20 protein-coding genes and 1 pseudogene are annotated in these 23,300 nt (G+C 64.6%); 6 read left to right on the top strand and 15 right to left on the bottom strand.

Translation table 11 applies throughout. From position 1 onward, the window contains the following. Positions 1-26 precede the first annotated feature (26 nt). Together BFL28_RS07160 and BFL28_RS07155 are read left to right on the top strand one after the other, a co-directional pair. Positions 27-1,901: a TniQ family protein gene (locus BFL28_RS07160; RefSeq protein WP_173655697.1), complete on the top strand. Its 1,875-nt coding sequence runs from the start codon at positions 27-29 to the stop codon at positions 1,899-1,901. Then, positions 1,898-4,345: a TOTE conflict system archaeo-eukaryotic primase domain-containing protein gene (locus BFL28_RS07155; protein WP_241527250.1), complete on the top strand. Its 2,448-nt coding sequence runs from the start codon at positions 1,898-1,900 to the stop codon at positions 4,343-4,345. The genes BFL28_RS07160 and BFL28_RS07155 overlap by 4 nt, the downstream gene beginning before the upstream one ends. Before the next feature lie 320 nt (positions 4,346-4,665). Here the strand turns inward: BFL28_RS07155 and BFL28_RS07150 are convergent, their stop codons facing one another. From BFL28_RS07150 to BFL28_RS07115, 8 genes are all read right to left on the bottom strand, one after another. Beyond that, positions 4,666-5,046: a hypothetical protein gene (locus BFL28_RS07150; protein ID WP_069319918.1), complete on the bottom strand. Its 381-nt coding sequence runs from the start codon at positions 5,044-5,046 to the stop codon at positions 4,666-4,668. Beyond that, positions 5,039-5,863, bottom strand: a complete 825-nt coding sequence (locus BFL28_RS07145; RefSeq protein ID WP_037448220.1) for a Mom family adenine methylcarbamoylation protein — start codon at positions 5,861-5,863, stop codon at positions 5,039-5,041. Before BFL28_RS07145 ends, BFL28_RS07150 begins: the two co-directional genes overlap by 8 nt. Positions 5,864-5,881: 18 nt before the next feature. Further along, positions 5,882-6,205, bottom strand: a complete 324-nt coding sequence (locus BFL28_RS07140) for a hypothetical protein (RefSeq protein WP_037448223.1) — start codon at positions 6,203-6,205, stop codon at positions 5,882-5,884. Further along, a complete protein-coding gene (locus BFL28_RS07135; RefSeq protein ID WP_037448282.1) occupies positions 6,202-7,311 on the bottom strand; it encodes a phosphoadenosine phosphosulfate reductase domain-containing protein in 1,110 nt (369 codons plus the stop codon). Before BFL28_RS07135 ends, BFL28_RS07140 begins: the two co-directional genes overlap by 4 nt. Before the next feature lie 80 nt (positions 7,312-7,391). After that, positions 7,392-8,036, bottom strand: a complete 645-nt coding sequence (locus tag BFL28_RS07130; protein WP_037448226.1) for a hypothetical protein — start codon at positions 8,034-8,036, stop codon at positions 7,392-7,394. A gap of 84 nt (positions 8,037-8,120) precedes the next feature. Continuing rightward, positions 8,121-8,879, bottom strand: coding sequence for a PRTRC system ThiF family protein (locus tag BFL28_RS07125; protein ID WP_037448228.1), 759 nt, complete (start codon positions 8,877-8,879; stop codon positions 8,121-8,123). Then, complete coding sequence (locus BFL28_RS07120) at positions 8,869-9,528, bottom strand: PRTRC system protein A (RefSeq protein ID WP_046407164.1); 660 nt, start codon at positions 9,526-9,528, stop codon at positions 8,869-8,871. The genes BFL28_RS07125 and BFL28_RS07120 overlap by 11 nt, the downstream gene beginning before the upstream one ends. Continuing rightward, entirely contained in the window at positions 9,525-10,772 is a 1,248-nt protein-coding gene (locus BFL28_RS07115) for a deazapurine DNA modification protein DpdA family protein (RefSeq protein ID WP_079246999.1), read from the bottom strand. The genes BFL28_RS07120 and BFL28_RS07115 overlap by 4 nt, the downstream gene beginning before the upstream one ends. Before the next feature lie 75 nt (positions 10,773-10,847). On the opposite strand from BFL28_RS07115, the gene BFL28_RS07110 reads away from it, so the two are divergent. Next, complete coding sequence (locus tag BFL28_RS07110) at positions 10,848-11,336, top strand: hypothetical protein (RefSeq protein WP_046407176.1); 489 nt, start codon at positions 10,848-10,850, stop codon at positions 11,334-11,336. A gap of 135 nt (positions 11,337-11,471) precedes the next feature. On the opposite strand, the gene BFL28_RS07105 is transcribed toward BFL28_RS07110, so the two are convergent. The 3 genes and pseudogenes from BFL28_RS07105 to BFL28_RS07095 form a co-directional block, all read right to left on the bottom strand. After that, positions 11,472-12,374, bottom strand: a complete 903-nt coding sequence (locus BFL28_RS07105) for a hypothetical protein (protein WP_420911756.1) — start codon at positions 12,372-12,374, stop codon at positions 11,472-11,474. Between the two features lie 39 nt (positions 12,375-12,413). Beyond that, positions 12,414-13,268 (bottom strand): annotated as a pseudogene (locus tag BFL28_RS07100) (DUF7146 domain-containing protein). A 116-nt stretch (positions 13,269-13,384) separates the two neighbouring features. Beyond that, positions 13,385-14,689 carry a replication protein RepA gene (locus BFL28_RS07095; RefSeq protein WP_037456189.1) on the bottom strand — a complete coding sequence of 435 codons (1,305 nt, stop codon included), beginning with the start codon at positions 14,687-14,689 and terminating at the stop codon, positions 13,385-13,387. A gap of 548 nt (positions 14,690-15,237) precedes the next feature. Between BFL28_RS07095 and BFL28_RS07090 the strand changes: the two genes are divergently transcribed. Next, positions 15,238-16,440: an AAA family ATPase gene (locus BFL28_RS07090; RefSeq protein ID WP_037456192.1), complete on the top strand. Its 1,203-nt coding sequence runs from the start codon at positions 15,238-15,240 to the stop codon at positions 16,438-16,440. A 267-nt stretch (positions 16,441-16,707) separates the two neighbouring features. Next, on the top strand, positions 16,708-17,685 hold the full coding sequence (locus BFL28_RS07085) for a ParB/RepB/Spo0J family partition protein (RefSeq protein WP_007406427.1): 978 nt from the start codon (positions 16,708-16,710) through the stop codon (positions 17,683-17,685). A 35-nt stretch (positions 17,686-17,720) separates the two neighbouring features. Here BFL28_RS07085 and BFL28_RS07080 read toward each other — a convergent pair whose 3' ends face one another. Then, on the bottom strand, positions 17,721-18,605 hold the full coding sequence (locus BFL28_RS07080; protein ID WP_037456194.1) for a DUF4238 domain-containing protein: 885 nt from the start codon (positions 18,603-18,605) through the stop codon (positions 17,721-17,723). A gap of 12 nt (positions 18,606-18,617) precedes the next feature. Then, positions 18,618-19,544, bottom strand: coding sequence for a hypothetical protein (locus BFL28_RS07075; protein ID WP_007406383.1), 927 nt, complete (start codon positions 19,542-19,544; stop codon positions 18,618-18,620). Positions 19,545-19,706: 162 nt separating this feature from the next. On the opposite strand from BFL28_RS07075, the gene BFL28_RS07070 reads away from it, so the two are divergent. Further along, entirely contained in the window at positions 19,707-20,945 is a 1,239-nt protein-coding gene (locus tag BFL28_RS07070; protein ID WP_013039113.1) for a site-specific integrase, read from the top strand. A 314-nt stretch (positions 20,946-21,259) separates the two neighbouring features. Here BFL28_RS07070 and BFL28_RS20080 read toward each other — a convergent pair whose 3' ends face one another. After that, positions 21,260-22,138 carry an AAA family ATPase gene (locus BFL28_RS20080; RefSeq protein WP_009824028.1) on the bottom strand — a complete coding sequence of 293 codons (879 nt, stop codon included), beginning with the start codon at positions 22,136-22,138 and terminating at the stop codon, positions 21,260-21,262. Next, positions 22,065-23,177: a Mu transposase C-terminal domain-containing protein gene (locus tag BFL28_RS07060; RefSeq protein WP_241527248.1), complete on the bottom strand. Its 1,113-nt coding sequence runs from the start codon at positions 23,175-23,177 to the stop codon at positions 22,065-22,067. Before BFL28_RS07060 ends, BFL28_RS20080 begins: the two co-directional genes overlap by 74 nt. Positions 23,178-23,300: the final 123 nt, after the last annotated feature.

The following is a 23,300-nucleotide window of genomic DNA, read 5'->3' as shown; positions in this document are numbered from 1 at the left end:
CGTCGGCGCCCCGGCTTGCCCTACGCGTGCGGCCGGCGCCGTTCGAGCCGGGCTGGGCGTTGTTCAATCGACTTGCCCTGCGGCACGGCTGCGAAAGCCGTCTCGAATTTGCGCGGCAGGTGCCGCTTGCAGATCGAACTGACTTCGTTCGCGATATGGAGCGCGGGCGGCGCTTCGATGATATCGCCCGACTCAGCAGTGTTCCGCTCGAAACACTGCTCTACAACTCGATCATCCAGACCATCGAGGGGAGCCTTCTCGCCGGAGAGCTTGTCAGCCGCAGCCGGAATCTCAGCTACAGCTGCAACTTCGCGCGCATCTGCCCGGACTGCCTGCGATCGGACATCGAGCAGGACGAAGGGCCCGTGGCGTGTCGCCCCCGGCGACGGTCGTGGTGGGATGTGGCGAAGATATCGAACTGCCCTCGCCATGGCCGGACGCTGCTGGCCGCCTGCCCTGCCTGTCGGCGCACGTTCCGGCGTTCTCATCTGTCACCAGCCACTTGCGAATGCGGGCACGACCTGACGGCAGAACGGACTGAAGTAGTCGCATCGGATGGCAGGATCGGCGATGCCTATCTTGTCGGAAGGCTTGGCGATGGGCCCCGCCTTGCCCATAGCTTCCTCGACAACCTGGCGTTCGCGGACGCTGCCGAGATCATGCAATGGCTGGGCTCGGTAGCGCGCTGGGGCAGATCGATCGTCAGCTGGCGTCGTCAGGGACTTGCGGAACGAACCCGCACGATGGCCGTGGGCTTTGCCATCTGCGAGGACTTCCCCAATCGGTTCGAAGAGATGCTGGACGGCATGCTGGCGGCATGTCCGTGGAAACGCCGGACGCCGGTGGGCGTCTATGGACGCCTGCAACACTGGCTCGGCCTGTCGACCCATCCGGCGCTCGACCCGATCCGGGAGGCCGTCCGGGACCATGTCGTCAAGAATGTGCCAATAACGGCAGGCACGATCCTATTCCGTAAGCCTGCGCCCGAGGGCGATCTGACGACGCTGGGCGGTCTGGCGGGACGGTGCGGCGTATCCGCGGATCGGGTCGCGACGGTAGCGGCGGCGCTTGGCATGATCGCACCTTTGCTGCGCAAGGATCGGGGCGTGGTCGTTCCGAAAGCCCTCGAAGAACCCCTGGTGGCCTTCTTCCGCAAGTCGTGCTCGCCGGAAGAAGCGCGTCGTCACCTCGGCACCACGCACCAGTTGTTCAAGACGCTGGTCGCTCGGAACTATCTGCCGCGGGCCTTCCCGCTCGGCGGCGCTTCGATCCCCGCGCAATACCGGCTTGTCGACCTCGGGCGCTTCCTTACGGCTTTGCACGGTGATGCACCGTTCATGGACACGCCACCACGAGGCAGCGAGACGATCTTGCGCGCCGTGCGCGTTTGCTACCGCTCCTCGGATGCTATCATCGGCGGACTGCTCCGAGGTCAGATCAAAGCAACGGGCCGATTGCGCAGCGAACGTGGGATCGCGCAGATCCTGGTCGACACAAACGCGGTCATCGCCGGTCTCGAATATGAAGACGATCCGATGTTCATGCTCATGGCGCAGGCTGCGCGGCATCTTCGCGTGACGATCCCCACGGTCGCCAACCTCAAGCGACTGGGGTGGTTCACGGTGGACAGGAAACAGACTTCGCTCAGGATCATGCCGGCATTGCGGCGCGTGGAGATCGAGGCGTTCGGAGCCCGCTTCGTATCCGCGGCGGAACTGGCGCGTATCCCATGCAAGGCGACCCATGCGGTCAGGGTGCATCAGCACTTGCGGCATGCTGGTCTGGCGCCGGCGATCCCTGGGAGCCGAAAGCTGCAACCCTTTTACGATCGGGAAAGCGCGGAGAGGATTATCCGCGATATCTATCGTGATCGCCTGCCCGCGCAGGCTGCCGCAGCGTGAGCGAATATCCCGAAATGGAGGAGGCAGCGCGGCTGCGGGCTCGACTGAAAGTGCTGGATGATGAGCGGGCGGCCGTGGTCGAAGCGCTCGACGCGCTCGCGGCCCGGGAGGTGGCTGAGGACCGAAAGGAGGTTGCCGTCTCGCTGTTCCCCGAGGCTCCGGTGACGGCGACCTCGCCGACGGGTGACAAGATCGCGCTGTTCCGCCGGTTATTCGCAGGGCGCGAGGATGTGTTCCCGCTCCGCTGGGAGAATCGCAAGTCCGGGCGCGGCGGCTATGCGCCAGCCTGCGGCAATGAATGGAAACGCGGGCTTTGCGACAAGCCTCAAGTCAAATGCGGCGAGTGCGCGCACCAGGCGTTCCTGTCCGTGACCGACGACGTCATCGACCGACATCTGCGCGGCGGCGCATCCTCGCGATCCGACGCGGGCGATTATGTTGCGGGCGTCTATCCACTGCTGGCCGACGAGAGCTGCCGCTTTCTCGCGGCGGACTTCGACAAGGCGAGCTGGGCCGAGGATGCGCTCGCCATGATGGAAACCTGTCGGCTGCGCGGCGTGCCGGCGGCGCTGGAACGGTCCCGGTCCGGCAATGGCGGTCATGTCTGGATCTTCTTTGCCGACGCCGTGCCGGCGCGAACCGCTCGCGCGCTGGGCGCATCGCTCCTGACCGAGACGATGGAGCGGCGTCCCGAGATCGGGTTCGGCTCCTATGACCGCTTCTTCCCGAGCCAGGACACCATGCCGCTCGGCGGGTTCGGCAATCTGATCGCGCTGCCTTTACAGGGACGCGCTCGCCGGCAGGGAAACAGCCTGTTCGTGGATGGGCAGCTTCGCCCCTATGACGATCAATGGGCGTTCCTCTCCTCGCTGCCACAGCTGGATGGGCACGATGCCTCCCGCATGGTGGCCGATGCAGAAATGCGCGGACGGGTGCTGGGCGTGCGTATGCCCGTCGAGGACGAGCATGCGGCCGAGCCGTGGAAGATGATGCCGTCCCGACGGCCTAACCCGCCCCCGGCAACCGAGCCGGTGCCGGAGAGGCTCGATATCGTGTTGGGCGATCAGGTCTATATCGACCGCACGGACTTACCCGCATCGCTGACAGCGCAGATCATCCGGCTTGCGGCGTTCCAGAACCCCGAATTTTACAAGGCGCAGGCAATGCGCCTACCTACGTTCGGCAAACCGCGCATCGTCTCCTGCGCCGAGATTCACCAGAAGCATATCGGGCTGCCGCGGGGGTGTCTGGACGAACTCGTCGCGCTGCTGGCCATGCATGGGAGCGCGGCCACGATCGACGATCAGCGAATGGCCGGGACCCCGTTACCCGATGGCGTGTCGTTCCACGGCAATCTCGAAGAGCCTCAAATCCGCGCGATCGAGGCGGTTGCGCCGCATGATGACGGGGTGCTGGCGGCGACAACGGCGTTCGGCAAGACGGTGGTCGCCGCGCATCTGATCGCCAAGCGTGGGGTCAATGCGCTGGTGCTCGTCCACCGCAAGGAACTGGTGAAGCAATGGGTCGAGCGGTTGCGGACGTTCCTCGACATCGACCCGAAGCTGATCGGAACTATCGGTGGCGGCAAGCGCAAGCCCACCGGTGTGATCGACGTGGCACTGATACAGAGCCTCGTAAGACATGGCGAGGTCGCGGACCTGGTTGGCGACTATGGCCACCTTGTCGTCGACGAATGCCATCACCTGTCCGCGGCGAGCTTCGAGCTTGTTGCCAGACGGGCCAAAGCCCGGTTCGTTCTCGGCCTGTCTGCAACCGTTGCGCGAAAGGACGGGCATCAGCCTATCATCTTCATGCAATGCGGCCCGATCCGTCATCGGGTCGATGCCCGAACGCAAGCCGCCCGGCGGGGTATCGCCCATCGTGTGCGACAGCGGCGTACAGCGTTCCAGCTGCCACAGCCGCTTGCCATCATGGACAGGCCGCCAATGCCCGCGGTCTATGCGGCAATCGCGCAGGATGAAGGCCGCAACGATCTCATCTTCGATGATGTGCTGCGCGCGCTGGAAGCGAAGCGGTCGCCGGTGATCCTGACCGAACGCAAAGACCATCTCGAATATCTGCAGAGCCGGTTATCGCGCTTCGTCCGGAATCTTGCGGTGCTGCGCGGCGGCATGAGCGCGGCGGAGCGCAAAGCTTCAGATGCCGCGCTGCAGGTGCCCTACGGCGAGGAGCGCCTCATCCTCGCGACGGGCCGATATATCGGCGAAGGGTTCGACGATGATCGGCTCGACACGCTGTTCCTGACAATGCCGATCTCATGGAAAGGCACTCTCGCACAATATGTTGGGCGGCTGCATCGCCGGCATGCAGGTAAGACTGACGTGCTGGTCTATGACTATGTCGACGACGCAGTTCCCTTGCTCTCGCGCATGGCCGCGAAACGACAGGTCGGTTATCGCGCACTTGGCTACAGTATCGAATAATCAGGGCAGGAATCGCTTATCGATTCTCGAATGCCGTCAAGGAATCGAGAACCGATTCTGCGAATGAGGTTTATGGTTCCCGAAGGCCTCCAATGTCCTGCTAAACTGCTATCGCCATATGAGCCAATCGATTCTCCACAGACAGCGCGGTGGAATCGACGCCGATACCGTAGGCGAGGACGACCGGTGGCGGGGCGGAAACCAGGATGTAGTCGGGAGACCGGGCCATCCCGGCCTCGGCGTGAGGAAAAGCGGACATGAAGGATGGCCTCGGATCTTGAAGGCGGTCATCGCCTCCGATCCTCCAGACCCCCCTCCCCTCATTCCTGGCGGCTGGGCTCGCCCAGGAGGATGACGGCGATCGACGGCTTGTCATCGGCATCGAGCTTGCGGCTGTCGAACACCTGTCGGCCGCCGAGGCCGATCGTCAGCATCTCGAAGGTCGGCGAGATGCCGCCGTTGGCGTTCGCGATGTTCGCGCCGTGATCGTGATACTGGATGTCGACGAAGCTGGGCGGCGCGCCGCGCTTATGCTCGCCGAAGAAGAACGTGACCCTTCGCCCGTCCGACGTCTTCGCCGTTATCGTGAAGTTGCCGTCGGGGATGTCGACCGGAAGCGTCGGCACGTCGTTGAACCGGGCAAAGCCGATGCTCTCGGCATCGGCCGCCGTCATGACGGGGAGGGTCGTGATGTCAGCCATGGTTGGTCTCCGCATCGACAGGAAAGAGCGGCAGCGTGGGGTGCCGGATCGGAAGAGCCTTGGGATAGGGCAACCGGGGGAGCGCGCGGCCTCGGCGGCGCGCCTCTCGGGTGAGCTCGAAGCAATAGGCATAGAGCCCGGCTTGCTGGTGGGCGAGGAGATGCCGCTCGCGTTGAAGCCGCCAGAGCCAGCGGCGCGGCTCCTCGCCTATCGACGGCCTCGGGACGCCGAGCGCGACCAGCTGGTCGATCGCACCAGCATGTCCTTGCTCGCCGAGACGAATTTTTGAGAGGGTCCGTCCCGAGATGGTGATGTCGCCGACGCGGAGCATGGTACGCGGCCTCGTGATCGCCCGGTGCGCGGCCGAGAGCGCGCAATAGACCCGGCCAATATGCCCGGCGCCGGGGTCGCTATACGAGACCACGGCCTCGATTCCCGGCCGTTCACGGCGGAGGTGCCGGAAGGCGCGCGCCACGAAGAAGCTCTCGCCGTTCTGCGGCACTGCGTCGGTCAGGATGAGACGGGCCAGGACGCAGCCGCGTGCGGGATCGTCGAAGCCGGTGTGGCGTGAGATCACGGCGCCGGTGGTCGGCACTGCGAAAACGGCGACGCCTTCGAGAGCACCACTGCGATCGAACAGGCCGACAGCGACTTGGGCCGCCGGATAGGTCGGGAGGTAGTGGTGCCGTGCGATGAACGCGCGCGCCACGGCATGGTCGATGACCTCGACCCGATAGGCGCTTGGATCGATGAGCTCGAGGTCGCGCGCCCATAGCGCGCGCCGCTCGCGCCATCGCTGGCTGCGGTCGGTTTGCATGAGGTGATGATCCGAAGGTCAGAGCAGACGAGGCTGACGGGCGTGATCGTCCAGCATTTGCCGTGCGAAGCGCTCGGCGCCCGCCTGGTCGGTTGATGGGAGCAGGTCGTGTGTGCAAAGCAGGCGAAAGCTATGATCGCGTTCCATCGCGCACAGCCATCGATCACGGCCCTCGACATCCACCATCGTGAGGGCGAGGCACCGCGACCCGGCATAAGGGTTGGTGTCGATCGGATCGCCGGCGAAGCCGGCCAGCGACCAGAAGCGCCAGCCGAGCGGCGGCTGATCCTCGATCTCGGCGGTGAGGCGACATTGGCCGATGGCGACATCGATCGCCGTCATCGCGCGGCCTTCCGTGGCGCGACCGCGAGAAGCTCGGCAAATCGCTCCATGATCGAAACCGCGGTGGGAAAGCGGTCTGGCAGGGAATGGCGTGCCAGGATCGGGCGCCGGGCCGCGGCAATGTCCTCGGCCTCGGCCGGAGTGGGCAGCCGGGGCGGCCAACCTTTGACGTATCGCAGACCTGGCGGCATCGACGCTTCTAGACGGCGGCGCTCGAGCTGGTCGGCCTTGGCGCGCGCGACGTCCGACCTGAGCCCGGCGCTCAGCAGCCGGGGCGCGACGTCGGCGAGCCACCGCGTCGGCTGGAAGGGGAACGTCGAACGAGCCTCGATGCCGACCAGTTCACGATAAACCTCGGCATTCGACGGCGCCGCTGCCGACGCCTCGAGGTCCTGCAGCGAGGCGAAAATGCAATAGCGACAGGACAGCCGGCTCGAGCCCCACGTCGAATAAGCTTCATGCAGCAGGATCCCGAGCATGCGGTGGGCGTGAAACACGTCGCTGCTCGTCCAGTCGGCAATCGGATGCCACGTCATCATCGTCGTTCCGTGCCGGTTCCCGGCCTTGGCGTACCGCTCGTCGGCCTTGGCGATCGGGATCGAGGCCCGGTTGTGGCTTTCGTCGCGGCGCAGCCCGAGAACGGAGATGATTTGTTCGCCCTGGTGCATTCGGGCAACCGCCGGTCCGATCACCGCCGCCTTCATTTCGGATTGGCAGAAGCGAAGCGATGCCGACGACCACGGTCCGATCAGATTATAGGTCTCGAGCGCCGCGTATCGCCGCTTGCCGCTCTCGAAACGCTGGATCCAGCGATCGACCAAGTCGCCCGCCGCTCGCCGGACGACAGTGAGCGGCATGCCCGCCTCGGCGGCGATGCGCTGGACGGTCTCCGGGGTCGTGGCCCATTCGGCACGGCCGAGATCGGCATGGATCGCCATCCGCCGTTCGCGCGGATGACCGACGAGATCGAGGAATAGGTTGACCGCGGCCATCGCGGCGCTCGAATCCTTTCCGCCCGACAGGTTGAAGACGATCCAGGCGCCGGCCCGGATAGCGCCGATGATTTCGGGCGTGAGGGCAATGCCCGGAAGCTCCGGGCTGATCATGTGCGATGAAGCCGCCGAGGCGAGGCGAGCGTGGTGGATCATGGTCTGCTCCGGCGGCGAGAGGGCGAACGCGAGGCCGGTCAGGCGAACAGCCGATCCGCCTGGGTGACGGACGGCGAGAGCTGCAGGTCCCGCCGAAGCTGCTGCGCAAAGCGATCGGGGGCGAGCAGTGCAGTGACGGGCGCGAAGTGATTGCGCTGGCCGCAATAGTCGGTTCGGCCGCTGACGCGGCGGTAGAGAACCTCCCGATCCTGGCCCAGCCCGCCTAGCGAGAGCTGGACATAAACCTCGTCACCATGGAGCGTGATCTCGCCGGAGACCGCAGCACCGCCCTTGTTGGAGCGGACGGAGTAGCTCTCGGCCTCGAGGCCCAGGGCCTCGGCGAGCCGGCGCATCGCGGTCCGCCCTTCGGCATGGAAGGTGCGCTTCGCGGCCTCGTCATAGGCGACGCCGCGATAGGCGAGCGTGCGAAGCACAGGATGTCGGCGGATTTCGGCGATCTGGTCCATGCAGGTGCGGCGCAGGGCCATGCTGTCCGGGCGGCGCTCGGCTACCGACACGAGGTGCCTCACGAGCAGGATGACGGCTGCGTCGGTCTCAGCGTCCTTTCCGGCATTGCGACAGTCGGTGATCGCCGCGTGAATGGCGTGCAATCCTGCGCCGATGGTGGTCAGGGCGCTGGGGTCGAGCGCCTGCTGGTGGCGCATCGCGACATCGTAGGTCATGGACGGGGTACTCCGGTCTCAAGCGCAAATCCGCTCGACCAGCCCCTCCCCTCTCTTCTCCTTCACGCCGGCGGGCGTCGACGATCAAGCAGCCGCCGGCAGGGGTATCGGGGCGCAGCGTCCGCTGCCGAGATTGATGAAAGCTCCGGCGTGACCGATCGACCCGCGACCGAGCAGGTCGAACAGGAGTGAGAGCGCGTGGCTCGCGACGATGCGGTTCACGAAGAGGGATTGTCGCTCCAGGGCCTCGGCGACCGAGCAGGATGGCGCGTCGTCGTCCGGCACGCTCTCGTCAGCGAGTTCCGGAAAATATTCGAGGACGGTGGGCAGGCGACGCTCGTTCCGGCGATGGGCAGCGGCGGGGCAGCCGATGATGTATTGGCCATCGCCGGCGCGGTTGCCGAGGTCCAGCCAATAGGCGGGTGCCTTGGACCCTCCACCGAGCGCGGCGCCGAGGGCGCGGCGAGCTGAGGCGGTATCGACGCAGCTGATCAGAATGTCCGCCCCCGATACATCGATCGCCTCGGGCGCTCGGCCGTGAACGGCTCGCCAGGCGAGACCGTGCGCAAGGTTGATCCGCTCCGTCAGCGTATGGGCTTTGGAGTTGCCGAGATCGCAGCGGTAGAAGGGCTGCCGGCCGAGGTTCGCCTCGGTTACGACGTCATCGTCGACCACGATCACATGAAGGGATCGCGACGAAATTGCGCGCAACGCCGTATCGAGCGAGGCGAGGCCCATCAGAATCTGGGCGCCATTTCCCCCGCACCCGATCAGAACGACATTGATTACGCGGTGGTGGAGCCCTTCCGGCAGGAAGTGGCGATCACGTGTTTCAGGCGTCATGGCCGTATCCTTCGAAGGGGCTGCGCGGGAGCGGAAGAAACATCCCGCCGGCGCAAAGCCGAGAGGCAAACTCGGGACTGTCGGGACCGCCAAGGCGACCGATGACGAGCGCAATCTTGGTCGCGTGAGCGTCATCGGCATCGTCCGTGGCGCTGAAGAAGGCCCGGCCATGGCCGTGGCTGTGGATATCGCAGACGATGTGGCGGTTCCCGGGCAGGACAGGTGTCCGATAGACCAGGCGCGACGGCGTCGCCTGGTCGATCTGCGGGAAATCGAGAAGGAAGCGCCGATCGTCCTCGTCCCACACGATGAAGGCGGCCGCCTCATTGGGCAGCGCCGCGCCGAAATGATCGATGATCTGGGCCAAGAACGCCCGCGGTATCAGGCCGCACCGAAGGTTGGCGCGAGGCTCGCCCACGCTGCCATAGGGAAGGTAGGCGGCAATCGGCGGCGTGACAGGCACATCGAGCTCGAGCCACGGGCGCCTGACAATCAGGAAGACGCCGTCTCGGCCGATCGCGAGGCAATGGCCCGCGCGCGAAGCCCGTACCGCGTCCAGGCCGGGTGAGCTGCCGCTCGGCGGCGCAGGGAAGCACGGGACGGCCGCGAGCAAGGCAGCCGCCGTGGGGTCATCGGCGAGAGCCGTCATCGTCTCGTCCTTTCGATGAGTTGGCCAAGCGTCAGCGGCTCGATAGCCTTGCGGGACGATGCCGCAACCGACCGACGTTTGACGGCGAAAGCCTTGAGACGCCTGACCGGGAAGCGGGCGGCGCGGCGCGCCGCAAGGTCGTCCCAGAGGGAGATGAGTCCACCCTTGCCCGAGACCGTCTGGTCCTGCCCGTGATTGGGATGAGTCGACCAGGACTCGAACAATGCCCGCTCGAAGTCCGGGATGGCGGAGACGGACAGCGTTCCGGGCTTCGGGATATTCCCCCAGCAAAGCGTGCCGTCGGCGTAGACATTGAGGATCTCGATGAGCTCGCGGATCTCGACTCGAGCCTGCGCGATCGCCGTTTCCCAAGGGTCCGCCGGGACGGGATCGGGTTCCGCAGGCCGATGGTGCGGCAGGCGCAAAGGGTGGTTGGCGAGACGTGCGTGCTGTGCCGCCACCCACCGAGCCATATGGTCGGCGACGAAGCGGTCGCTCTTGGATACACGGGCCTGGCGGGCGGCTTTTCGGGCGCTGATGCCATATGCCTGGCTGTCGATCGACGCGATGCGGTGCTCGAATGGGAGCAGGTACGGCAGCGCCGAACCCTTCACGCCAAATGCGTGCAGCCAGACCCCCCTGGGCAATATCTGATCCAGATGGTCGATGACGGCGATGACCCCCTCCGGACCATGGACGTCTCTCCGGCACATGCTGCCGACGCCGATCAGCGACCCGGGCTTCAGCGATCCCCACAGCGCAGCGATACAGCGCTCATAGTCCTCCGGACGGCGGCCCTGGATGACCGGCATCAGGGTGTCGACGATGCCATGATCCTGAGCGAGACGGCGACAGTCTAGATTGGCGCGGATCGTGCGCGAGAGGCGGTCTATGACCTCTTCGCGGTCCCGAGCGATTTCTGCCTCAACGCAATAGTCGGCGCTCGCCCACCACCGAAAGGGGTAGGCCCCAGCAAGCGCGACATAGTCGCCGAGTGACCATGGGAAACCGCCGTATCGGGCCGCCGCGACGAATCCGGCCGAGTCTAGGCAGAGCGCCGCCAGCCCCTTGGCATTCCTCAGCTGGGAAAGCCGCCACCCGTCCCATTCCCGCCACCCGCGGCGCTCGGTCCAGCGAGACAATCCATTCGCGGAAATAAGCGCGGGCTGCTGCAATGCGCGAGCTTGGGCGAGGATCGGTCCCTCGCTTAGGTGCGGCAGCCCGACGATGATCTCAATCGGCATAGCGGGCTCCTTGGGCGTGGTGATATTGACGGCTCGGCGCGTTCACGATATGTTCCTTGGCGCAGGAGATTTGCCATGACGACGACACCGTTCCGCGAGCGCTTCGACCTCGACATCACGCTGCGCGATGCGGCGCTGGATTCCGAGAATCGGCCGACGCGCCGCATGATCGCGAACGCGTCGATCGGGATGCACGTCGAGGACGCCTATTATTCGGTTCGTGAACTGCGCGAGGCGGTGAGCTGGGTTCATGAGGGCATCCCCGCCGGCAAGGGGAAGCTGTCCGAGATCCTCGCCAACGACGGCGCCGACGACTTCCAGCGTTGCATCTATTTCTGTCTGGCCGGGCGCGGCGTGGTGGCGATGCTCGACGATCTGGAATGGCTCGAGGATCTGCTCGAACGTCGCGGCCGTGTCGCGGGAGAGCAGGGGCGGCTGAAGGCGACGCGGATGCCGCTCACCAACCCCTATGTCGCCGACGCGCCGGACGGTCCGATAGTGAAGCTGGACGCCGCCTTCGAGCAGGGCCCGTCATGGTTGGCCGACCCGACCTTATCCGTCTGAGCGGAGGTCGGTGCTCGTACCTCAGGCCTCGAAAGGGCTCCTGCGACGGGCCGGCGATGGCGCCGCCTTCCTCGTTTTGGCGAGCGCGAACGCCGACTCTTAGCGCCGCGCGCGCCGGATCGTGCGTGAGCTTGGTCAGCACGCTCCGGGGACCTTGTCGATGACAAACAACCGCACGGCGATCGAAGTCCCATGCTTCAGGTAGCACTTCTCGAGACGGACGGCCGCCAGGACGCTCACGTCGCGCAGGATCGTCTCATATTGCTCACGCATGCGTGCGCTCGGGCCAAACCAATCGGGCATGATGGCAACGAGCCGGCCGCCCGGTTGAAGACGGCGCAGCGCCGCTTGCAGATGACGGACTGCGGCATAGTCGTCGGCGCCGCGGCCGACCGACCTCGAAAAGGGCGGGTTCATCAGGATGAGGGTTGGTCGATCGACGCTTGCGAGGGTGGAATTGATGGTCGCACCATCGTGCCCGGTGATCGATGCTGAGGGGAAAGCCGCCTTCAATCGGCCACGGCGGAGCGGATCGAGCTCGTTCAGATGGAGCGATTCGACGTGACGGAGCTGCGCGACCAATAGGCCGTTACCCGCGCTCGGCTCGAGCACGATGTCGTCGGGCTGGACGTTGGCGAGAAGCGTCATAACCGCAGCGATGTCGACAGGTGTCGAGAATTGCTGCCATTCGATCTGATCCTCGCTGCGAACCGTCTGAGTGGGCAGGCGATCGGACAAATCGATCAGCGCGCGGACGTCGCCGAACGCCGCAATTTTTTGGGCGCTCGACTGAAGATGGATGGCAAGGGCATGCTCGAGGAGTTCAAAGCTGGCGCGTTGTGTCCAGCGACCGTCGGCATCAGAACCGCCGAAGGCCTTGGTCATCGCGTCGTTGAGGTGACGACGCTGAATGGCCTCGTCGGAGCGCAGACGGGGTAGAAGGAGGCGCACGGCCTCGCGCTCAGCCTGGGCGGCCGCTTCGAAGAGATCGGACATGGGTGTGGTCTCCAGAGTGGGCTGCACCCTCGGCAGCGACACCCTTTCGATCCCCCTCCCCTCTCCTCCGGCGCTTCGCGCCTAGACGCGGCTCTGCTGCGCTCGGGCATCGAGCGCCTTTGCCCAATCCTTGTAGATTGGCGGCGGGGGCGCGCGTTCGATGATGAGGCCCGACCGGGCGTAATGCGCTTGGGCACTTTCGGCTGCCCTGTGCCCTTCGGAATCGTTGTCCTCGGCGACCAGGAGCGTTGTGACCGTGGGCGGAATGACGAGCTGGTTGAGCCGACGTGCGCCGAGTGAAGCCCAGCACGGGAGGTTGCTCAGGCGCGCGAAAGCGTCGGCCGTCTCAAAGCCCTCGGCGATGGCAAGGGTGTTGCGCCCTGCCCCGCCCCGCCAAGCGCCGTGCCCCGGGGCGCCAAGCATGACCTTGCGCGTGTAATGGGCGGTGTCGGGGTTCAGGAATATGCGTTGAATTGCGACCAGACGGTTTCCCTCGCGCACCGCTACCAGGAGAGCGGGTTCGAAGATCGTCTTCGGCTTGGGCAGGTAAGGGCAACGCGGATGGAAGCGAAGATCGCGTGGTGGTGGGAGGAGGTTCCGGCACTGGAGGTAGCGCTCGGCAAGGGTGCCCGGAACGTCGACCGCCTCATTCCAGATTCATTCGACGTTCATCGGCCGCGGCGAGTCCGCCAAGGCGGGTGGCGGATAATGGCGACCCGGGCGAACAAGGCGCAGTTCACGCAGGACGTCTTCGCGCGAGCATCCTGCGAAACAGGTGACGAGAATGCCGCGATCCCCTTGCCGAATCGACAAGCTTGGATCGCGATCGCTGTGTGCGGGACAGCGGCACATCGCGACATTGCCGCTCCACGTGCCGCCCAGGGCCCCGACAATGTCGACTATCTCCTGCGATGGCCGTCTGGCTGTAAGCGGCATAATTCTACCTCCTGCTTACACGCTCGGCCCCTCCTTTCCTCTTTTCGGTCGGTCTGAGACTTGGAGACAGATTCAGCCTGCGCTCGCCTCAACGCGAACGGCTCGGAGATCATCGGTTAGTCGTCGCTTCGATTCGCGCGGCGTTCAGCATAGGCGACGACGAACTTCTCCCAGATCCGCAGCCACTCTGAATCGGTGCGCGGCCGGCTAAAATCGGGGCATCCCTTGCGGAATGCAGCCGCCATGTCATCCACTGACCACGGATGGCCCTTGGTCAGCGCGATCTGGCGGAAGACGGCCTCACGCGTGCCGTATGAGAGAGACCCGGCGGGGAACGGAAGAGTCGGCGCATCGTCCTTCGCGGGCGCGGACTTCGCTGCATGGGCCGGTTTGACCGATGATCTCGGTGCCGTTTTCGGAGCCTCGCCCCCGACGAGTCGAAGGTGCGGCCCCACGAGCTTGCGCTCCAGCGGTGCCGGTGACGGATGAAGAATGACCTTCCGCCCGGAGAGATCGACATTTGCGTTGGGATAGACCGCCGACACGATCTGCATGGTTTCGCGGACGGTCTGTCGGAAGCGCTTGCTGTCGGCCTCGTTGCCAAGGTGCTTGGCGAGCTGGTCCCATGAGATAACCTGGCCCTTGTCGGATCCAATCCGCGGGAGTCGGTAGGCAAGGTAAGTGTAGAGATCGAGCGCCGTTGGCGTACCCTTGAGCTCGCGGATGGCGATCTCATTGAGTGGCACGGCATGGTCGATGAGATGCGAGTAGAACGCCTCGGACATACGGATTTCGCGCGCGAATGAGCCGTTCTTGTCGAGCGAACCGGCATATTCGTTGGAAATCTTGACGTCCCGGACAGCGAAGGCGTTGTCTTCCGTGTCGGTGCCGTCCCAGCGGATCTGCCACTCGCACGCCAGCAGCCGATCCACCTGCTCTCGCATCAGGTTGGCCGTCCCGCGTGGTCCATAAGACACGGTCTGGTAGCCAAGGCGGCGCATCCACTCGGTGAAATTGCGGCCAAGATAAACGTCCCGCGATTGCTTCATGACCGCCTGAGAGAGGAGGTAGATCAGGGCAACGCGTGGATAGGCGCCATAAGGCACACCAAGGCTTCGCATGACGGACTTGCCGTCGACATTCTGAAGCACTGGCCTGGGATTGATGGCCAGCGCATATTTGCCGTCCTCACGGACGATGGGCTGAGTGTCGTCCTTGGGCCGCTTGGTTGGCAGCGACATCGCACAAAGCGCGGAGTGGAGGAAGGCAGGAACCGGTTCTTCGTCCTGGACGCGCAGGAATGCGTCCAAGGTGAGCTGGGTGCCGGCGGTGGTGGCGAGCTTGCGGACGCTCTCCTCGCCGCCGTTGAGCATGGCTAGTGCGTACTGATGCCCCAGCGGCCTATGCTGATCCCCATTCATGGTCTGCCCTTCCCCCCGAATCGACCGGGGGCTGTGATGGGCATGTCTCAACAGGTTTGAGGCGTGAAATCAACCCCGTTGGCAGTTTGGGAGGGGAAAAGGCCGCGAGAGTTGCAGAAACACCGATGATGTCGGTGCCGTTCTGCGCCCTCCCCCTGCCCTCCTTCACCCAAAATCGAAAAATCAAAACGATTCGCGAATCGGTTTTTTATAGGGTGATTCTAGTAATAGGTATGGGCTCTGAGATCATCGGTCGGCTCGCACCGAGATCATCGCTGATACGCACCGAGATCATCGCAAAGTACCGAGATCATCGGTGGTTATCCACAGGTAGCCGTTTGTCGCCACAATCCCAGCGCCAGACTTTGCAGCAACACGCAAAGGCACGGAGATCATCGGTCGCAGCCGCCGCCGATTGGCCAGAAAGCGCGCACATGCGCAAGGGGCTCGGAGATCATCGGTCAACTTGTAAGTCTGGTGGCCATTTCCTTGCTCGAAACTGCCAACGTGGCTATCATGGCGCATCAAACCCACAGAAGCGGACTGAGATGGCTACCGACCCCTCCCTAGCACAGCCGGACGACCTCATCGAAGGTGGTCTGGACGTGCTCCACAGAAAGTCGTTGACGATCCTCAAGCGCATTCGTGACAGCGCGGTTGATCCCGAAACCGGTCAGAAGAAGGGTCCGACCTTCCCGATTTCGAAAGCTGCTGCACTGGTCGGGCGGACGGCATCTGCTGTCCGCGAAGCGGAGCGCGACGGCCGCCTCCCCGCTCGAGGGCGGACGGGCTCCGGGCATAGGCTGCAGTATACGCTCGAAGAGCTTGATCATATGCGCGAGGTGTTTGGAACGCGTCCCTGGCGCGAGCCAACCGATACCCCGGCGATCATCTCGGTCTGCAACTTCAAGGGGGGCGTCGGCAAGTCGACGATCGCGCTGCATCTCGCCCAGCATTTTGCCATCAAGGGCTACCGGGTCCTGTTCATCGACTGCGACAGCCAGGCGTCTTCAACCATGATGTTCGGCTATCGCCCCGACGTGGACCTCGACGAGGAAGACACGCTTTACGGGCATTTTCACAATCCGGAGCTGCTTGGCGTTCGCAAGATTATCCGCAAGACGCACTTTCACAACCTCCACCTGATCCCGTCGAACCTGAGACTTTATAATCTCGAGTATGAGATCGCCGGGCACATGGCGCGAAATCAGAACATGGAGATCATCGACCTGATCGCGCAGGCCATTGATGAGGTGGTCGATGACTATGACGTCGTGATCATGGACCCGCCGCCGGCATTGGGCATGGTGTCGATGGCTGTGCTCCAGGCCGCTAACTGCATGGTCATTCCGGTGCCGCCGAGCCTTGTCGACTTCGCCTCGACGGTATCTTTCATCGACATGACGCGAACGACGATGAAGCAGCTCGAGCAACTCGCGGGGCGGGGAAGGCCGGCCTACAACTTCATCCGGCTGGTCGGCAGCCGCGTGGACGAGAGCAAGTCGATGCACCGGGAGATACTGTCGATGATGCGGCAGGTCTTCGGTGGCTCAATGACGCAGTCGGTGATGGTCACCAGCGCCGAAATCGACAATGCCAGCTCCAGGATGAAAACCGTTTTCGAACTCGACAAGCCCGTCACGTCGCACGAGGTCTACAACCGCTGCATGAAGCATCTCAGCGACGTTTGCCAGGATATTGAGCAGGACGTTCTGCGCACCTGGGCGAGCAGGGCAGGGGGCCGAATTTAGGGAGAGTTGCCACGTGGCAACTCCGATATTTCTCACGTCGACGAGCACGGGCAATCGGGGAGTGAGACGAAGCCGGATCACCGAGTTGCCACGTGACAACAAAGTGGAAGAACCCAATAGAAGCAATATGTTAGGTAGGAATACCATGTCAGATCGCACACGGCAGGAACGTCAGTGCAAGCGCCTGGGGGCGGCGCAGTTGCCACGTGGCAACTCTGGCCTGTTGGCACCCGTCGGCGAGGGCAAGAGAGAAGGAGAAACGGGCCGATGAGCAAGGGCAACAAGGGCTTCGGCTCGATGTTCACAGAGGGGCTCGACGACGAGGAGAACCTCGATAAGGCGACCCCTGCGGACGGCATCATGGCAAGTCGCAGCCAGACGCTCGCGCGCATCGCGACGGGGAAAACGGTCGCCGACCGGACGGAGTGGGTCGATCCGGAGCGGTGCCGCCCATGGCGGATGCACAATCGCGATCTGGATCATTTGAACGAAGATAGCTGCCGCGATCTCATCGACTCCTTCCTCTCCGCCAAGAAGCAACGGATCCCCGCTATCGTTCGGCGTCTGAAAGATGACCCGAACTTCGACTTCGAGATCATCGCCGGCGTCCGCCGTTGGTGGACGGTGAAATGGCTGCGAGCGCATCACCACCCGGAGTTCGAGTATCTGGTGACGATCCAGAGTGTCACGGACGAGGAGGCGTTCCGGGTTTCAGATGTCGAGAACCGCTCGCGTAAGGACATCTCGGATTGGGAGCGGGCCAAGGAATATACGGTGGCGCTCGCGGAGTTCTACGAGGGCTCGCAGTCGCAGATGGCCGAGCATTTAAACCTTTCCAAGTCGTGGCTGAGCCGGCTTCTCGACGTTGCGCGCTTGCCCGAACCAGTTGTCGCGGCGTTCTCCGATACGCACGACATCACGGTACGCGTCGCGCGTGACATCAAGCCGCTTACCGGAGATCCGAAGGCGCTGGCGAAGATGCGCGAAGAGGCTGAACGCATCGAGGAAGAGCGCAGCCAGAAAGGCTTGAAGCTGAGCGGGCCGGAAGTCGCGAAGCGGCTCGTGAAGGCGACTGTCGCGCCAGCCGTGAAGGCTGCCGCCGAGAAGGAGATCACCGGCAAGGGGGGCAAGGTCATCCTGCGCTATACGAAGGCGCGGGGAGGGGGGCTGACGATCAAGGTGCCGCCGAAGGCTGAGGCGTCGCCCGCCGAGCTTTTGAAGGCGATCGAGGGGCTGCTGTCGTAGGGTGATGGAGCGCGGCGTCTGGCGAGGTCGCCGCCTTATATGGCGTCCCGCTTATATTTGTCGGCGGTGCTCTGCGTCACGGAGTGGCGGCTTCGCAGGCCGAAGTTCGCGCGGATGAAGTCGCCGGCTTGACGCGTCCTCGCGCCTACGAACGCCTGGGCATGTCCCACGGTCGACCGGTTCTGCCGCGTGATCAGTTCTCGCTCGGGTAGGCTCACGATCCGATTTGCCAGCGTAGTGGACCCGGCAGCAACGAAGAGGGTCTCCGGTCCGATCGGAAGAGTGACATAGGACGAGGCACTACCAAGCCAGGCGAAGCTGACCGGCACGTCGAGCGGCCAATCGGAGACGAACAATTCCCGGCGATTGTTCGTCTTGATTATGCGCCAGTCCATGTTGATGAACGCTCGTCCGCGATCCGCGTCGTCGATGACCAAGCGCAGGACTTCCATCTGAAGCGCGCTCACGGCCTCGGGCGGCAGCGCCCCATCTTCGCCGCGCAGCACGGACTTCGCGGCCTCTGCGCTTGCGAGAGCGCCGACGGCGTCCTTCATGCCGCGCATATCCAGCGGTGTCCGGAACCACAGCGACATGACGAACCGGCCCCAATCCGAGCATTGCGCGTCGCTGAGCGAGTTGACCTTGCCGTCGAGGAGCAGCGCGTGAACCTTGGCCGCAGCGTCATCGATCACCTGCATGAACAGGGTTTCCATCTGCTGGGCATGCTCGGGCGGGAACCCGATCGTCTTGTACAGGTCCCGCTCGAAGCAGACGCTCTTGGGTGATGCAGGACTGCTCTCGATCTCCCCGATCCGATTGCGCCGATAGCGCAGCAGGGTGTCGCCATCCTTCCACTGGTCGAGGAGGAACTGCGGGATGAAGTGATGCCGGGACGGAGGGTTCTGTGGCTTGGATTGCACGGTGTCTGTGGTTCAAGAGGGATGAGCAAGTGAGGCGAGTAGCTTGCGCGCGCCTTGCGGGGTGACCTTCAACAGGCGCGCGACAGCGGCCGGCTGAAGGCCCGGATAGGCAAGCTGCAGGCGGGCAAGGAGAGGGGCCTTGCTCCGCTTCGTGACGGCCAGATCGGTCTGGATGCGCGACGCCGCACGCTCGATCGCGTCGAGGTCGCGCAAGCCAGCATGCGCCGTCCGACCGATCGCCTGGGCCAAGGTCTCTGCCAGATCGGCGGGGGAGGGGGGCAGAAACTTGGACATCAGGATGAACGAGGGGATCACGCGGGTCGTGAAGCCAGCGCGGCACAGCATCCGCGGTACGGCGGCGGCGATCAGCCAGTTTCGATCGCGTCCACGGGGAGGCAGCTCGAGAGCGCGACCATCGACGCTGACGACATCCCAGCTGCCTGGTGCCGCTGGTTCGGTCAGCGCGAACAGCTGGAAAATGCGGTTGGCGACAGAGAGGAGGTCACCGGAAGGGAAGGGGGCGTCCGCCACGGTTCGCAGCTGTCGCCACATCGGCCCGAAGTGCGCCAAGTCTTCGGCCGCATAAACCTTCGCCTCGGTGCGGTCATCGAGTACCGTACGGAGCACGTTGAGCGTGGCGCGGCCGAGCGAATCCTTGAGATCCTCGTCGCGGCTGAGCGCAAGGTGGAAGACGGCGGCAACCGAGATCGGATCGTTGAGGCCTTCGGAAGCGCGGGGAGGGGGTGTGCGGCCGGCGATCCAGTCCTGCAGGTCGCGCACCGCGATCGGCACGCCGGCGAGGCCGGCCAGGACGGTGGCGCCTTCCAGGCGCGAGCGCGCGAGAAAGATGTCGGCGCATGGACTACCGTGCAATCGGCCATCGAGGCGCCCGAGCAGGAGCAGGCTGTCGTCGGCGCGCAGGTTGTCTGTCCGCGTCATAGGATGGCGACAATGCCATGGCGGGAAACCAAAGTCAGCAGTTCGTTTCTACATCCGTGACCTCCCGAAAGTGGACATTCGATAATTGCAGTTATCACATAAGCAGATTTGACCGTTCTTTATAAGGTGGGCTACAAGCGCGGCTGAGGAGCGAGGCGCGTCGTGAGCACCGAAACCGCCCGGGAAGGGCCAGAAATCCCCGTAGCGCCGCCTGAGGCTGTCCTGCCGGCCGTCAGGGCGCCGGCCGACCTTGCGTGGACGATCGTGCAGATGCGCGCCGGCGAGCGCATCACCGTCAACGAGGGCCTGATCGCCGCCTATCAGGCCGCTTCATCGCCCCATAGCATCCGTGCGCTCAAGTCCGACGTCGAGGCGTTCGATGCGTGGTGTAGGCGCAACAACCGGATCGCGCTGCCGGCCACGCCCGAGACCGTGGCCGATTATCTCGACGCGCGGGCCGGGAAGGGGAGCCGGCCGGCCTCGCTATCCCGCTACAAGGCGTCGATCGCCAAGATCCACCAGCTGCTCGAGCTCAAGGATCCGACGCCGGCGCCGCTGGTGAAGCTGCGGCTCCAGACGGTGCGCCGCGAGAAGGGGGCTGCGCAGAAGCAGGCGCGGCCGCTGCGGTTCAAGGGCCCGGTGCGCGACGTCGAGCGCGACAAGGCGCGGGGGCTCAACATCCGCGCGCTGCTCGAGAGTTGTGGCGAGGATCTGCCGGGGCTGCGTGATCGGGCGCTGCTATCGGCCGCTTATGACACCGGGCTGCGCGCCTCCGAACTGGTGGCGGTCGCCATTGAGCATATTGAGGAGGCGATCGATCCCGAAGCGCGGCTGCTGCAGATTCTGCGTCATAAGGGCGATCAAGACGGGGAGGGGGCGACCGCCTACCTCAGCCCGCGCACCGTCGCGGCGATCGCGGCGTGGACCGAAGCGGCGGGGATCACGACAGGGCCGCTGTTCCGGCGGGTGCAGGTGCGGCGCTACAAGGCGCGGGCAGCCGTGCGCGGTCGGCCGATCGACAGCATCTCGGGCCGGGAGACGTGGGATCTGCGCAAGACGCTGTCCAAGCCGGCGGTGAAGGCGCGCGTCGAATATGACATCGGCACCGTGGCGCTGCACCCGGGCTCGATCGGACCAATCTTTCGGTCGATCATCGGCCGCGCGTTCGACCGTGGCGCGCTGCCCGATTTGACGGCGGACGATCTGGCGCGGTTGCTGAAGGGGATCAGTGCGCACTCGACGCGGATCGGGCTCAATCAGGACCTGTTCGCCAGCGGGGAGGATTTGGCCGGCATCATGGACGCGCTGCGGTGGAAGTCGCCGCGGATGCCGCTCGCTTATAATCGCAATCTCGCGGCAGAGCAGGGGGCGGCGGGGCGCCTTATGGCGAAGATTGGCTAGTCATGACGGCCTAAATAGGTCTTTGGATGATGCCGTGCGACCACACGACGGCGGCAGGTAGATCGAGGGATTTGCGCAGCGGCAAGAACCGGAGAAGGGAGGCTGAGCCCCCGGGGTCTTGAGCTACAACGTTAAGCCTAAGAAACGGGCAGGGGCCTGGTAGCGCGTAGTGTATGAGCGAAGCCACCATCGCTCAAACTCATCAGCACAGTCCAATTTCGAAGAGGAAACAAGAAAGTGGTTCCGGAAACGGTATGGATCTTATCCTGTGTAAACGCTCGCGCTAAATGGCGGCGTTCTGATCGCGCTATTTGTCAGTTGCCGGGTCCGATGACGAGGCAATCGCGCGCGGCCTGAACGATGTCAGCGGTGACCTCCTCGACGCGGTTGAGGGTCATGATCCGCCGCATCTGCGCGAACAGGCGCTCCATGAGCCGGAAGTTGCCGCGCGTGATGCGGATCACGGCTGCCTGCGCTTCGATCGCGTCGAGTTGGGCCGGGTCGAAGCTGATCCCGAAATCGCCGGCGTGGGTCGCGAGCAGCAGCCGCATTTCGGTCTCGGTAAGCGGTTTGAACTCGTGGACGAAGCCGATCCGCGAGTAGAGCTGGGCATAGCGGGCGAGGCGCTTCTCCAAGCCCGGCATACCCATCAGGATCAGCCCGAAGCCGTGGCGATCGGCCATGTCGCGGAGATGTTCGAGCGACTTTATGGTCAGGCGGTCGGCCTCGTCGACGATGACGAGGGGGCAGGCGATGCGGGCGGCGTCATGGGTGATTTCGTCCTGCGAGCCGCCCGCGACCGTCAGCCGGGCATAGCCCAGCTTAATGAGGTTGAGGCCCAACACCGCGTCGATCGTCTTGGGCGTGTTGCTGACCGACACGGTGTAGAAGACGGCGCGGCAGCGAGCGACCTTTTCGCCAAGGAGCGCGGCAATGGGACGGAGCGCGGCATATTCCCCCAGGTCGGGGAAGCTGGAAAACTCGCGCGCCGATCGCGTCTTTCCGACGCCCGGCCGGCCATGACACACGCCGATATAGCGGTAGTGCGCGCAGGCTTCGGCAAACTCGACGAACCGGGCATGTTCGCGGGTCGCCAGGAACGGCTGCTCGACCAGGAACTCAATCGTCAGCGGCGTAGAGCCGGAGCCCTCGGTAGGTGGTGGGCCGGGAAGCCGTATCCTCTTGGTCGCCATCGAAGGTCTCCGTGGGGGCAGGCACCTGCTTGTCGCGCTCCTTCGCGCCGCGCCGGGCGCGCTGGATCGCGCGCAACGACGGGTGCCCAGCGTGCTCGGAGCTGAGCGCACGGCAGACGAACCGGCCCTGGTGGTAGACGTGGATCTCGGTCAGGTCGCGGGGGTCATAGACCGCCTCGACCTGCTCGCCGACGAAGGCCGCGAGCGTGGGTTCGACATAGCGCCTGCCCATCAGACGGATGCCGTCGCGCAGCACTTTACGGGGCTTGGGCACGTGCACGAGCAGCATGTCGAGCTGTTCAAGGCTGTCGGGCATTGCGGGCAGGAACCCGCCCTTCTGCCAGCGCGTGATCGGCGGTTCGCCGGTGCTGCCATGCGGGCGACGATGATAGACGCCGCACACGAACGCCTCGAAGCGGGCGCGCAGCTCGTCGAGCGTGAGCACTGGCGCCGACAGCGGCTTGCCCGCGATCAGGTGGCCGGGCAGGTCGGGCAGGAACATGTCGTTGATGGTGCGGAACAGCCGCTCGATCTTGCCGCGCCCGCGAGGACGCCCCGGCAGCGAATGGATGAGGCGGATTTTGAGGGCGATGCACGCCTGCTCGATATGCTCGGAGATGAAATCCGAGCCGTTGTCGACGTAAAGCTGTTCGGGAATGCCGCTGACGATCCATTCGGGATTGGGCTTGCGCCAGATCGCCTGCCGCAAGGCGAGCGCCGTGTTGAGGGCACTGGGGGCATCGAGGCTGAGGAAGTAACCGGCGATGGCTCGGCTGTGATCGTCAACGATGACGGTCAGCCAAGGACGCACCGGGGTTCCGGCATCATCGAGCACGAGAATGTCGAGAACGGTATGATCGGCCTGCCACATCTCGTTCGAGGTCGCGGCTTCGCGCCGATGCACTAGCTCGTGCTGGTCGCGGTAGACGGCCGGATCGGAGGCTGCGGCGATCTGGCTTGCCGGTATCGCCCTGACGACACGCGCGACGGCCGCATAGCTGGGGGTTCGGTGTCCATGCGCGATGGCGAGTTCCTGCACCTTTCGGTGAATGGCGGCGACCGGGGGTCGCGGGCGCTTGGTGGCGAGAGTGCGGGTCAGTTCGACCAGATGTTCCGGCAGGTGCAGCCTGCCCCGATCGTTGCGCGGCAGACGCGCGAGACC

Source organism: Sphingomonas turrisvirgatae (genome assembly GCF_001721295.1).
GTDB lineage: Bacteria > Pseudomonadota > Alphaproteobacteria > Sphingomonadales > Sphingomonadaceae > Sphingomonas > Sphingomonas turrisvirgatae.
The sequence above is the reverse complement of the archived record's forward strand: the minus strand, read 5'-3'. Positions and strand labels throughout refer to the sequence as shown.